Below are 12,480 nucleotides of genomic sequence, written 5' to 3'. Positions count from 1 at the left end.
TCTTCGCCATGCTCCGTGACGGCACCCTCTACGCAGACCCGGCACCAAAGAACCTGCCCTCAGTCGCTTGACGAAAACCATAGAGGCACCCCCCCAGGATTCCTACATGTTGTCGAAAAGTTACTGGTGACGGCCACGTCGCTCTGTTGAATGCGCGCAAAGCGTCCGTAAGCTGGAGGAATGGACTTCCTACATAATTTTCTCGTTTTCCTGCACATTCTGGGTGCGGCCATCGTAGTCGGTATCTGGCTTGCCAATATCAAGAAGCCCACGGTTATGCCCGGCCAGTTCCACGGTGCGCTGCTGGCGCTGCTGAGCGGCCTCCTCCTCGTTGGCTTGGCCGAGATGGATGACTACGACATTAATTACGCAAAGATCACCGTCAAGCTTGTGGTGGCACTGGTCATCGCCGTGCTGGCGTTCATTGGCCAGCGCAAATACAAGAAGAACGAGCCGGTGAGCAAGCTCCTGGCCAACGGCGTGGGTATCCTGGCCGTTGTTAATATCGCCGTTGCCACGATGTGGCACTAGAACAGTAGAACCCGCTCTGCGTCACTGAATAGGATGGGATGAAGCGCCGGCGCCTGCCGGCCTTCATCCCATCCGCTTTTTAAGGAGCTCCCCATGGCTACAGTCCGCTCAGCCCACACCGTCTGGAACGGCGATCTCTTCAACGGCAAGGGTAATGTCACGCTCGACAGCTCCGGCCTTGGCACCTACGACGTCACGTGGAAGGCGCGCGCCGAAGAAGCCAACGGCAAAACCAGCCCCGAGGAACTGATCGCCGCAGCGCACTCGGCCTGTTTCTCGATGGCCTTCAGCAACGGACTGGCAGAAGCCGGCAAGACCGCCGAGCGCATTGAGACCTCCGCAGATGTCACCTTTGTTCCCGGCACCGGCATCACCGAGAGCCGCCTGAAGGTTACAGCTGTGGTTCCGGGCCTAACGGCCGAGGAATTCACGGACATCGCCGAGGCTGCCAAGAGCGGCTGCCCGGTATCGCAGGCACTGGCCGGCATCAAGATCTCACTTGAGGCCACGCTGGAGTCCTAGCCCAACATCCCTGCCCACAAGCAGAAGCGGCCCGTGGTTCCACAAGGGACCACGGGCCGCTTTGGTTCAGCCGGGCCGCTTTGGTTCAGCCGGGCTGCCCGCCGGAAGGGGGGCGCTGCCCGCATTCAGCCTAGAGCGCCGCACCCACCCAAACGCCCAGGGCAGCGGCCGCCACCGACAGCACAAGCATGCCAACACCGCTGATGAACGAGGCGCTATAGCGGCCCTGCTTGATCAGTTGCACTGTCTCGTAGCTAGCAGTGCTGAAGGTGGTGTAGCCGCCAAGGAACCCCGTACCGAGTATGGCGCTGAGTTCGCTCGACACCAGGTGCCCAAGGGAAGCCCCGGTGAGAAGCCCAAGCAGGAGGGAACCCGAGACATTGATGAAGGTGGTCTCCCAAGGAATCCCCGTCCTCAATCGCCCGCGGAGGAGACCGTCTACAAAGAACCGCATGCCGGCTCCAAGGCCGCCGGCCACCGCGAGTAATAGGAAAATCCAGGGTCTCATGAAGCGGCCCCCTGGCCTGTCCGGTGCCGCCGGCCCTGCCCGCGGCCGTTGACACTGCCGGCTGCGAGACCCGCCCAGGTGGCGCACGCCCCGAGGAACACCGTGCCAAAGGCATACATCAGTGCTGTGAAGAGCAGCCCGTCGCGCAACAATGTGACGATGCCCGCGGCCAGAGCGCTGTACGTGGTGAACCCGCCGCAGAAACCGGTCCCAAGCAACAGCTTGAGGTTCCTGCCGGTCAGGGAGGCACTGTCCATGCGGGTGAGCGCCTCATAGAGGAAACCGAGCAGAAAGGCGCCCAGCAGGTTAACGACAAGGATCGCGACCGGCACCGCGCCGAGGTCCGGGATAATGAGCGTGACGCCCTCACGGCCAGCGGCTCCGCCCGCACCGCCAAGAATCACGAGCCCGATGGCTGCCCAGCGCAGGTGTGGGGGGCGAACTCCGGTGCTCATCACTCTGTCCGACCCCGCAGGGCATCTGCCCCGTCATTTCCGTACGCAGGAATGACGAGGACGGGGCGCAGCTGATGGCGTGCCAGGTTTACGGCGACGGAGTGGTGGAAGACCTCCTGGATGCTGCCGCCCAAGGACCGCTTCTGCGTGCCGACAACGATCATCGCAGCATCAACGGTGTCAGCCAGATGGCCAAGTGCGGTGGCAACGTCACCCGGGAGAGCCAAAGTGCGCCAGCGTACGTCACGGCCGGCGAGCGCCTCGGCAAGGCCGGCGGCTAGGTGGGGGTCAAAATCGCCCCCGCCCTCGTCGGCGAAGTCGGGATCTATCGGGGAAGAGAGCATTGCACCGTCGTCAGACTCAGCAGTACCAAAACGCGCGGGGTTCACATGCGCGCAGATCAGTTCGGAGCCGAGCTGCTCGGCGAAGCGGACGGCTTCCAAGACCACGTGCATCGGCTGGCCGGAAGAAACGCCGAGAATAATAGGACGCTTCTGCAAAGAATCGGGGTGTGTGCCCATTTCTTTCATCCTCTCCCGGCGTTCATCCGAGTTCAAAGCTGCCGCCGAGCCCCGAAGGGCCATTCATTCCGCCGGTCTGGACCGGCCCTAATGGCGGCCGTCCTTGCCCCCGCCGACGCCCTCCGCGCCAGCTGACACCGGTGCCGGAACCGACAGGTCACCGTCCTCCTCGCGGCCATCTGCCAGCCGGTCCTGCGGACGCGGCGGAAGCGGCGGGAGCTGAAGCGAGCGGTAACCCGAGAGTGCGGGCGGCTGATCTGTGGGCAGCTCCGAGAGCATTTCCCGCAGGATTCCCACACCGTGCTCCAGCTGCGGGTCATCCCCCGCCACGTAGGCGTGCGGCGGGAAGGCCACCTCAATGTCCGGCTCAACGCCGCGGTTCTCTACCCCCCAGCCCACACCGCCGGTAAACCAGTAGGCGAACCGGGGCTGGTTGACCACTGTCCCGTCCACCAACCTGAACCGCCCGTCAATGCCCACCACGCCGCCCCAGGTGCGCGTGCCTACCACAGGCCCGATGCTGCGCAGCTTAGCCACCTGGGTGATGATGTCGCCGTCGGAACCCGCGAATTCATCCGTCAGGATCACCACCGGGCCGCGCGGAGCATGAGCCGGATACGGTGTGGGTTTGCCGCCCCTCGGATTTTCCCAGGCCGTCACCTTCCGGCCGATCAGCTCGGCTACCAGCTGGGAGGTGTGACCGCCGCGGTTCCGCCGGACATCAACCACCAATGCCTGCAGGGATGCCTCCTGGTCCAGGTCACGGTGCAGCTGCGACCAGCCGTTGGCCACCATGTCCGGGATGTGCAGGTACCCGAACGTACCCCCGGAGGCTCCGCGCACGATGCGCCGGTTGGCGCTGACCCAGTTCTGGTATCGGAGCCGTTCCTCGCTGCGCAGGGGCACGACGGCGATGCGCCGCTGAACTGGCGCGCTGCCGTCGTCCGTGGAAACGATGGTCAGCTCCACAGCACGCCCGGCTGCTCCGACAAGCAGTGCTGCCGGGCCCTCGCGGGGCGGAACCGGCTGACCGTCGACGGCGGCAATAATGTCGCCGGGATGGACGTCAGCGCCGGGCGCGCTCAGCGGCGAAGTAGCCTGCGGGTCAGAGGACTCTGCCCCGAGGATGCGCACCACCTCCCAGCCTTCCGGTCCGGGCCGCAGATCGGCGCCCAGGAAGCCCTGGCCCCCCGATCCCTGTTCCGTCACGGGTGCCGGGCTCACGTATGCATGGGAGGTGCCGAGCTCTCCGTGCATTTCCCAGAGCAGGTCCACGAGGTCGTCGTGGCTGCCGATGTTCTGCACCAGCGGACGGTAGCGGGCGTGGACGCCCTCCCAATCCAATCCGCCCAGATCCGGAGCCCAGAAGAAGTCCCGCTGCAGGCGCCAGGCCTCATCAAAGGCCTGGCCCCAGACTTTGACCGGATCGAGCCGCACCCGGATCCGGGCCAGATCCACTCGGATGCTGTCCGCGGAATCCTCCTCCACCTTTGCTGCTGCGGGGACCACACGGACACCGCCGTCATGGCGCAGCACCACCTTGGCGCCGTCACCGCTGACTTCGAAGCTCTCCAGCGCCGATACCAGGACGGAGAGTTCCTTCTTTGCCAGGTCGAAGCGCTCCAGCCGGGAAGCCGGCTCACGGTCCGCGGCCGAGGCGCGGCCGTCACCGGTCACCCCGTAAATATCGGTGGCCTGCCAGAGCAGGGCGTCCTGGGCAGCCCGGAGCCTGTCATAACGCCCCTGCGGGACGGGCACGGCAATGATCCGGTCGCCGATCCGTTCGGCATCCACCTGGACCGCGGGCACCTCGTCCTGTGCGGGCGTATCCGTCGCGGAGCCGGCGCTCTGCTCGGCAGTTCCGGCCACCGGCACAACGCTGCCGGACACCGACGGTCCAAACGGCGACGGCGTACCCGCCGCCAGCGCCACCAGGAACGGCTTCGTGGAGGACGGGAAGCTCAGGTCGAACCGGTGGGTGTCGTAGACGGGATCAAAGCTGCGTTCGGAGAGGAAGGCCAGGTAGCGGCCGTCGGTGGTGAAGGACGGGTCGTGGTCGGTAAACCGGCCGTCGGTCACATCGATAACCGGTGCCGCTGTGTCCAGCACGGACCGCAGCCGGATCCGGGTCCGGCCCTCGGCGCTGGCCGGTTCGGCCCAGGCCAGCCACTGTGAGTCCGGGGAGAACGCCAGCTGGTCCACGGCCCCAAATCCGGAGGATGCAACGGGGAACAGCTGGGCCGTGCCGACGTCGAGCACAAAAACTTCACCGTATTCGGTCGCCACACCCACACGCTGTCCGTCCGGACTGGGAACCAGCTGGCTGACCCGGGTAGGACGGTCAAATCCAACACGGATGACGCTGCTTCCGGCGCTTTGGGTGTGTCCGTCAGTGGCAGCCTGCGCCGTATGGGGGCTCTCCCCCGGCGTGGGAGCAGATTCGGTCTTGTTCCCGGCGGTCCGGGCCTGTGCGGCCTGCGCGCCGGCCGGCTGCGGGATCCGATTGGCGGCCCCGGAGGCGGGCACCGGTCCGGGCAGAACCAGACCGGCATCATCCGCGGCGTCAGCAGCCTCAGTAGAAGCGGGCAATTCCTCCGCAGACCCGGACTTCTGCGCGGATGCAGCTGCAATGTCGGCGAAGACGTCCTTAATGTAGATCGCTTCTTCGCCCTGGTTATCCGCCACGAACACTGCACACGTGCTTCCCAGCGGCCTGCCGAGGCGGGCACGCACGGCGGAATCCGCCTCAATCACGCGGGAGGGGCCATCCCGGTGCGTCAGCCAGTGCAGGGTGCCGTGGGTTTCCACCACACTCGCGGCGCCTTTGGCATCGGGCACCACCTCGGTCAGGTGCCTGGCGACGTCCAGCGGACGCGGGCGGCGGGCGGTCCCGGCCGAACCGAGGATGATCTCCAGCGGCTGGGCTTCGGCATCCAGTGAAGGCAGGAGCCACAGGCGGCCTGCTGATTCAAAAATAATGCGGCTGCCGTCCGACGAAGCGTGCCGGACGTAGAAGCCGTCAAAGTCGGTATGCCGGCGCAGATCGGTCCCCTGGGGTGTCACCGAGTACAAGTTGCCGTAGCCCTCATGGTCGGAGAGGAAGACCACCCGGCCGTCAATCCACATCGGGTCGGAGAGGTTCCCGTCAAGTTCCGGAACAAGGCGTTCAAATTCCCCGTTGCCGTCCGCATCGATCCACAGCTTCCCGGCCGTTCCACCGCGGTAGCGCTTCCACCATGCCTGTTCACGGGTCAGCATGCTGCCGATGACCATCGGGCGCTCGTCTCCGAGGACGGGTCCTTCCGCGATCGTTTCCACCGGTCCGTAGGGGAGTTTAACCGGTGCCGCACCGTCCAGAGGAACCGCGAACGCCCAGCGCAGCCGGCCATCCTCCTGCTCTACTGACGTGGTGGCAATGACCTTCCCCGCTGCGTTGAATCCCTTCATGCGGGTGCTCTGGCTGCCCCAGAAAGTCAGCTGCCGAAAGTTACCGCCGTCGACATCCGCGGTCACGATCTCCGGTGCCCCGCCCTGAACCACCTGCCAGGCCAGCCGGGTGCCGTCCGGAGAGAACTTGGGGCTGCGCGCCGGCAGCGCCATGGCGGAGACGCGCCAGGCACGTCCTCCGGTGAGCGGAGCCATCCAGACATCGTCTTCGGCCACAAAGGTGACAAGGTCGCCATGCAGATCGGGGTAACGGAGGTAAGCAGTAGGACTCATGGATCGATCCTATCTTTCCGGGGCCTTCCCGCATCTCAGGGACAGGCTGACTGCGGCAATATTCCGGCCGGAGAACGCAGCAGCGTCTGATCGATCAGGGCATTCCCGCGCCCGCTGAAGCAGCAGGGTTGTCAACGCTGAAGAGTTCGCACACGGTGTTGTAATACCGGTCCGTGCTCCCGAGGTGCTGCAGCCCAATTTTTTCGCACACCCGCCGGGAGGCTGCATTGGCGGGGTTGGTCACGGCCACAACACTGGGTAGTCCGCGGTGCAGCGCATGGTCCAGGACGGCTGCAGCGGCCTCCGGTGCATAGCCCTTTCCCCAGCTGTCCGGGTGAAAATGCCAGCCAATTTCGATGTCGCCGGAGGGCCGGCGGTCCGGACCCGAGGCAGGGATGGACTTCCACGCCAGGCGGCGATCAGCGCGAGCGCTTCATCCGAGTCCTTCATGAGCTTCGGTTGAAGGCCCAGAAAGCGTTGGACCTCCCAGCGGGAATAGAGATCCAGGACAAAGCCGGCGTCGTCGTCCGTAGAGGGACGAAGCAGCAGTCGGCGGGTTTCCAGGGTCAGCATCGCCTGAGCCTAACCGGCAAACGGGGCATCCGGAACACCGGTATCTTCCGCCGGGTGCGGCAGGGAGCTACCCGTGGCACACCATGACACCGAGCAGCGTTAGTGGCCTGAAGGACCCAGGGCTCCGTCTTTCCGCGTGGAGGCTGACGGATCCGGCTCCTTGAGTTCCACGAAAAACGCGTGCGTCTGAGTGTCGCCGATGTTCTCTCCGTAGTGCTCCTGGGCCGGAAGCCACCTGGCGGCGCCTGCCGGCAGCTCAACATCCATCTGGTCCTTGCCGGAGCTGAGGCGGCGCCGGAAGGTGCTGGCGGTGATCATCACACTGTCCGGGTGTCTGTGGACAGTGCTTCGATGTCCGGGCTCATCCCGGTATTCCAGGACGCGCACCCGGTCGTTTTCGAACACCACGGTGTAGTGGTCCGGATTGGTTTCTACTGGATCCTCGGTCATGTGTGGAAGCTTAGGACGGTCTAAGGCCGCGGACCAGAGGCATCCGCTCAGGCAGGCGGCGCCAGGATGTCCTCGATGCGCCACCCGTCTGCGGTATTAAGCATGACCAGCACAACGTCCTGGCGGGACACGGCAGCCACATTCCGGACCCTGCCGCCACCGGGTTCGCTCTCCGTGTAGCCGGATGTTGAGACCGCAGCTCTCACGCTGACCCGTCCTTCCTGCCGCGGAAGCGCAGGCCCGGCAGAGAGGACCTCCACGGCGAGACCGGACAGCACGGTGCCGGCGGCCTCCAGTTTGGCGATCTCTGCCTGATCTGTCTCCATGGCCGGCGAGCGCGGCGCATTGACGCCCTCCAGCAGATCCGCATCCGCTGCACCGAATGCCCGGGACCGCAATTCTGCGAGCGCCCGTGCGGCCGGCACCGGGTCTTCGCCGCGCACCAGTTCCCAAAGGTCTGCTTCCGTGGCCCCCGCCAGGGAAAACTCTCCGGAAGACTCAGGAGCCGCTGCCTTCGCCCCGTCGTCAGTAACGGGGCCGCCGGTGCCGGGTACTGCCGGCGCGGATCCGCTCTCGGTGCCGGCCTGCGCGTTTTCGCCGGCTTCCCCCGAGCGTTCGCCTGTGGCCGTCCCGGTCCCGTCCGATGCCGCACTCTCTTCTCCGGACGCTGCGTCCCTCCGCTGCCCCTGTTCCTTCCCCCGCCCCTGCTCCTGACCCTGCCCCGGCTCCTGCTCCTGACCCTTCCCCTGCAGTACCTCGGGCGCCGCCACCGCAACAGCCCCCAGGCCCATGGTCCCCGCCACAAGCACAGCCGCCGCGCCCAGCAGCATTACACGGGGCTGCCGGTGCTCGGCACCCCGTCCGCTGCGCCTGCGGTGTTCATGCCCCGGCTTCCGAACCCACAGCCCTAATCCGCCGCTTGTTCCCTCCCGGCTGCGGCGGGCACGGCGGGTCTGCAGCCCCGGCACAGCGGCACCGGTCTCAGCCGGCACCAGATCCAGCGGCTGCGCCGTAGCGGCGGCGAAGACCAGCCGGGCAAATTCTGTGGCATCCGGGCGGCGTTCGGGCTCCTCCTGAAGGCCGGCGTCGATCGCCTCCGCCAGCGCCGGCGGAATCTCCGGCACCAGGGCCGCCAGGGGCAGACGGCGCTCTGCCGGAGGCAGCGCGCGCCCGGTCAGGATCAGCCAGCCCACCGATGCCAGCGCGAAGACATCTCCTTCCGGAGCCGGTGCTGGTCCTGTTCCGGCTCCGAACAGCCGCGCCGTCCCAAGATCGCCCAGCAACGGCTTGCCGTTAGCGGTGAAGAGGATGTTGCCCGGCGAAACGTCTCCGTGGGAAACACCCAGGGCATGCAGGTACGACAGTGCCGACGCAATGCCCACCAAGACCGTCACTGCCTCCCCGGGCTGCAGCGGTCCCCTGGCCTTTGAGAGCCGTGCCAGCGAATCTCCGGGGGCCCACTCCATTAGCAGGCCCGGGCCCCGGTCCGTCTCCAGAACGGTATGCAGACGGAGCAGGTTTTCATGCTCAAACCGGGACAGGATGTTCAGCTCACGCCGGGTTTCAAAGGTGGATCCCGGTCCACCTGCGGCCACCGCCGAAATCTTCAGCGCCAAGCGGGCGCCGTCCGTTTCCCTGGCGGCCAGCCACACGTGCGCCGTCCGGCCCGCCCCCAGCAGCCGGTCTGCCCGGTATCCCTGTTCCAGCGCCGGCGGTGGAACGCGTCCGGGCGGTTCGTTGAACTCCATGCCCTCCGTTCTAGCCCTGATCCAGCTTTGGTGCAGAAGTTATCCACAATCCCTCCTTCGCCCGAACCAACCGGCAATCGCGGATGTGACCAACGCCATAGCCGGAACTTCCACCGCGGCAGTCTAGGCTGTCCCCATGGCTTTGGAGTTCCTGCGCATCGGTCTCGCCCCGGATTACGTGGATTATTTGGACGGCTGGGACCGACAGCGCGTCCTGCATGAGCGCGTTCTCACCGGCTCCTCTCCGGGCACTGTGCTTCTGCTGGAGCATTTCCCTGTCTACACCGCGGGCAAACGCACAGAGGAGCACGAGCGCCCGTTCGACGGCACTCCGGTGGTGGCCGTGGACCGCGGCGGCAAGCTGACCTGGCACGGTCCCGGCCAGCTGGTGGGTTATCCGATCCTTCGGCTGCCTGATCCCAGCAAGGTCTCCGACTATGTGGCCACGCTCGAAGACGCACTCATCGCGGTCCTGGCGGATTACGGCATCACCGGCGAACGTGTTGCCGGACGCTCCGGGGTCTGGGTGCGCGGCGGCGGTCCCGACCGCAAGATTGCCGCGATTGGCATCCGCGTAAACCACGGGGTCACCATGCACGGATTTGCCCTCAACTGCAGCAACGACCTCGCCCCCTACAACCAGATCATCGCCTGCGGCATCACCGATGCCGGCACCACCTCCATCTCGGCCGAGACCGGGCAAACCGTTACACCGGCCGATCTGGTGGCCCGGGTGGAACAAGAACTGTTTAACCGCCGCGAACACCTTGTCCGCGAACACCCCGTCCCGGCCACGGACACTCACCCACCGGAATCCGGCACCGCAGCCGGCCGGTCAAAAGGAGCACTCCTATGACTCTTGCCCCCGAAGGACGCCGCCTGCTGCGCATCGAACAGCGCAACGTGGCAGTACCCGTGGAACGTAAGCCCGAATGGATCAAGGCCAAGGTGGTCATCGGTCCGGAATACGTGCATTTGAAGGAGCAGGTCAAGAAGGAAGGCCTGCACACTGTGTGCGAGGAAGCCGGCTGTCCCAACATCTTCGAATGCTGGGAAGACAAGGAGGCCACCTTCCTGATCGGCGGCTCCGAGTGCACCCGTCGCTGCGACTTCTGCCAGATCGACACCGGCAAACCCTCCGCGGTGGATCTTTTTGAGCCCACCAAGGTGGCTCGATCCGTACAGAAAATGAACCTCCGCTATGCCACCGTTACCGGGGTGGCCCGCGATGACCTGGCGGATGAGGGCGTGTGGCTCTACGCCGAAACCATCCGCAAGATCCACGAACTCAACCCGGGCACCGGCGTCGAAATCCTAATTCCTGATTTCTCCGGCAAGCCCGAGCACATCGAAGCTATCTGCGCCGCCCGCCCAGAGGTGTTCGCCCATAACGTTGAGACAGTGCCCCGGCTGTTCAAACGGATCCGCCCCGCTTTCCGTTACGAACGCTCCCTGGATGTCATCACCCAGGGCCAGAAGCTGGGCATGGTCACCAAATCGAACCTCATCCTGGGCATGGGTGAAACGCGCGAGGAGATCTCCGGAGCGCTGCGGGACCTGCACGACGCCGGCTGTGACCTGATCACGATCACCCAGTACCTGCGCCCCAGCGAGCGGCACCTGCCGGTGGACCGGTGGGTTAAGCCCCAGGAATTCGTGGAGCTCAGCGATGAGGCCACTGCCCTGGGTTTCCTCGGGGTTATGAGCGGGCCGCTGGTGCGCTCCTCATACCGGGCCGGGCGGCTTTGGGCCGGAGCCATGCGCCGGAAGGGCCTGGAGCTGCCGCCGCAGCTGGCTCACATCGAGGATTCCGGCTCCACCCTGCAGGAGGCTTCCTCCATTCTGGCCCGCCGCTGATTGACACTCTGCCGCCGGCCCGCTCAGGGGCGGCGGCCTGGTGTACGCCTGCCGCGAACCCCCGCAGCGGGAACCGCGGCATTCCGGGATTTCCCTCGGCGGGGCCGGACAGACCGGGCGCAGAGATCACGTAGAATTGAACCACTATGGCCAAAAGCACAGATTCCGACGCACCTAAGAGCGCCCGCCGCGGTCTCTTTTCCCGCAAGCCCAAAGCGGAGAAGAAGAAAAAAGGCCCGGGCCGCATGAAGCAGATCGCCGACGTCTTCAAGATGACGCGGCGCAATGATCCCAACCTGGTGTGGGTGATGGCAGGCGCGTTCCTGGGCATCATCGCCGTCGGGCTGTTGATCGGTCTGCTGATCAATAACTGGATCACGATGCTCATCATCGCGATTCCGCTGGGCCTGCTGGCCGCCGTTTTCATTCTGTCCCGCCGTGCCGAACGCGCAGCGTTCACGCAGATTGAGGGTCAGGCCGGTGCCTCGGGCGCGGCGCTGAGCATCCTGCGCCGGGGATGGATCCTGGAAGAGCAGCCCGTTGCGATCAACCCCCGCAGCCAGGAAGCGGTGTTCCGCGCCATCGGGCGCCCCGGCATCGTCCTGGTCACCGAGGGTTCCCCCGGACGTGCCAAGGCCCTGGCCGACGGCGAACGCCGCCGCATGAACCGCATTGCACCGAACGTTCCCGTGCACGTTATCCAGACCGGCCGCGGCGAGAACCTCACGCCCCTGTCTCAGGTAGCTAAGAAGGCCAAGAAGCTTCCCAAGGCCCTGACCAAGCAGGAAGTCCAGGCCGTCAACAAGCGCCTGGCTGCTCTGGGCACGCGCCTGCCGATCCCCAAGGGCATTGACCCGTACAAGGCCCGCCCGGATCGCAAGGCCTCCCGCGGACGCTAGGGCCTCACCCGCAAACCACTGACGCTTCCAGCGCCACCACACAGGAAGGGCCCCTCTTTTGAGGGGCCCTTCCTGTGTTCGCTTATGGGTGCTGTGTTCACTGATCGATGCGCAAGAACGTCCTAGTGCTTGACCTTCACAAGGACAGTGTCCATGGCGCGGTCATGCAGGCCACGCTGGTCTTCGTCGAAGACGACGGCCGGAATCACCACGCACAGCAGGAGCGTGCGGACGACGGCGGCCAGAGGGCCGGCGGGCCTGCCGTCCAGCTTCTGGACCTGAAGGCTAAAGGCGCGGTGGCCGATGCTGTAGCCCAGCAGCGAAACGAGCACAATCTGCTCCACTGCGAAGATGGCCAGGACAGCGGTGGAAGAGCCGTCAAAAAACGCGTACCCGATCACCGAGGCGAGGGCCCAGTCAATGATGATGGCCCCCAGGCGGGGCCCCACGCGTCCAATGCTGCCCGGGCCCACCTTGGGGCGGCCGAGGCGTTTGCCCGGCCAGGAATTCTCATCGGAGGGAGGGCCTTCCAGCCACGAACCTAAGCTTCTTCTATCAACCACTGTTTAAGACTACCCGGCCTGTGTGAAGCTGCGGACGCAACGTCAGATCCCTCTGTTGCCCAGTTCACGCTAGGGTAGAGGAGAGACTTCGGTTTGTGTAACGTGCCTGAAACACGGCTGTCACGGGTGGGAA

At 65.5% G+C, this 12,480-nt stretch carries 14 protein-coding genes; 5 read left to right on the top strand and 9 right to left on the bottom strand.

The features are described from left to right. Positions 1 to 180 precede the first annotated feature (180 nt). Entirely contained in the window at positions 181 to 531 is a 351-nt protein-coding gene (locus ABIB35_RS18235; protein WP_354183154.1) for a hypothetical protein, read from the top strand. Between the two features lie 93 nt (positions 532 to 624). Further along, positions 625 to 1,053: an OsmC family protein gene (locus tag ABIB35_RS18230; protein WP_354183153.1), complete on the top strand. Its 429-nt coding sequence runs from the start codon at positions 625 to 627 to the stop codon at positions 1,051 to 1,053. A 130-nt stretch (positions 1,054 to 1,183) separates the two neighbouring features. Here the strand turns inward: ABIB35_RS18230 and crcB are convergent, their stop codons facing one another. The 8 genes from crcB to ABIB35_RS18190 form a co-directional block, all read right to left on the bottom strand. Beyond that, entirely contained in the window at positions 1,184 to 1,561 is a 378-nt protein-coding gene (crcB, locus tag ABIB35_RS18225) for a fluoride efflux transporter CrcB (protein WP_354183152.1), read from the bottom strand. Continuing rightward, positions 1,558 to 2,016, bottom strand: coding sequence for a fluoride efflux transporter FluC (locus ABIB35_RS18220; protein WP_354183151.1), 459 nt, complete (start codon positions 2,014 to 2,016; stop codon positions 1,558 to 1,560). Before ABIB35_RS18220 ends, crcB begins: the two co-directional genes overlap by 4 nt. Continuing rightward, on the bottom strand, positions 2,016 to 2,537 hold the full coding sequence (locus ABIB35_RS18215) for a universal stress protein (protein ID WP_354183150.1): 522 nt from the start codon (positions 2,535 to 2,537) through the stop codon (positions 2,016 to 2,018). Before ABIB35_RS18215 ends, ABIB35_RS18220 begins: the two co-directional genes overlap by 1 nt. A gap of 87 nt (positions 2,538 to 2,624) precedes the next feature. Then, positions 2,625 to 6,257 (bottom strand): S41 family peptidase, encoded by a 3,633-nt coding sequence (locus ABIB35_RS18210; protein ID WP_354183149.1) that lies wholly within the window; start codon positions 6,255 to 6,257, stop codon positions 2,625 to 2,627. A 94-nt stretch (positions 6,258 to 6,351) separates the two neighbouring features. Further along, positions 6,352 to 6,609 carry a GNAT family N-acetyltransferase gene (locus ABIB35_RS18205; protein WP_354183155.1) on the bottom strand — a complete coding sequence of 86 codons (258 nt, stop codon included), beginning with the start codon at positions 6,607 to 6,609 and terminating at the stop codon, positions 6,352 to 6,354. Beyond that, the gene (locus ABIB35_RS18200) at positions 6,498 to 6,830 is read right to left on the bottom strand and encodes a hypothetical protein (RefSeq protein ID WP_354183148.1); all 333 of its coding nucleotides are present in this window, start codon (positions 6,828 to 6,830) and stop codon (positions 6,498 to 6,500) included. The genes ABIB35_RS18205 and ABIB35_RS18200 overlap by 112 nt, the downstream gene beginning before the upstream one ends. A 99-nt stretch (positions 6,831 to 6,929) precedes the next feature. After that, positions 6,930 to 7,280, bottom strand: a complete 351-nt coding sequence (locus tag ABIB35_RS18195; protein ID WP_354183147.1) for a cytoplasmic protein — start codon at positions 7,278 to 7,280, stop codon at positions 6,930 to 6,932. A 47-nt stretch (positions 7,281 to 7,327) separates the two neighbouring features. Then, the gene (locus tag ABIB35_RS18190; protein WP_354183146.1) at positions 7,328 to 9,028 is read right to left on the bottom strand and encodes a serine/threonine-protein kinase; all 1,701 of its coding nucleotides are present in this window, start codon (positions 9,026 to 9,028) and stop codon (positions 7,328 to 7,330) included. Between the two features lie 136 nt (positions 9,029 to 9,164). Here ABIB35_RS18190 and lipB point away from each other — a divergent pair, with 136 nt between their 5' ends. The 3 genes from lipB to ABIB35_RS18175 all read left to right on the top strand — a co-directional run bounded on the left by lipB (position 9,165) and on the right by ABIB35_RS18175 (position 11,784). Continuing rightward, positions 9,165 to 9,884, top strand: a complete 720-nt coding sequence (gene lipB, locus ABIB35_RS18185; RefSeq protein WP_354183145.1) for a lipoyl(octanoyl) transferase LipB — start codon at positions 9,165 to 9,167, stop codon at positions 9,882 to 9,884. Continuing rightward, entirely contained in the window at positions 9,881 to 10,885 is a 1,005-nt protein-coding gene (gene lipA, locus ABIB35_RS18180) for a lipoyl synthase (protein ID WP_354183144.1), read from the top strand. The genes lipB and lipA overlap by 4 nt, the downstream gene beginning before the upstream one ends. Positions 10,886 to 11,031: 146 nt before the next feature. After that, positions 11,032 to 11,784: a DUF4191 domain-containing protein gene (locus ABIB35_RS18175; protein WP_354183143.1), complete on the top strand. Its 753-nt coding sequence runs from the start codon at positions 11,032 to 11,034 to the stop codon at positions 11,782 to 11,784. A gap of 122 nt (positions 11,785 to 11,906) precedes the next feature. Here the strand turns inward: ABIB35_RS18175 and ABIB35_RS18170 are convergent, their stop codons facing one another. After that, entirely contained in the window at positions 11,907 to 12,347 is a 441-nt protein-coding gene (locus ABIB35_RS18170) for an RDD family protein (RefSeq protein WP_354183142.1), read from the bottom strand. Between the last annotated feature and the right edge of the window lie 133 nt (positions 12,348 to 12,480).

The sequence above is a fragment of the Arthrobacter sp. UYP6 genome, assembly GCF_040547315.1.
Classification (GTDB): Bacteria; Actinomycetota; Actinomycetes; order Actinomycetales; family Micrococcaceae; genus Arthrobacter_B.
This window is presented reverse-complemented; position numbering and strand designations above follow the sequence as displayed.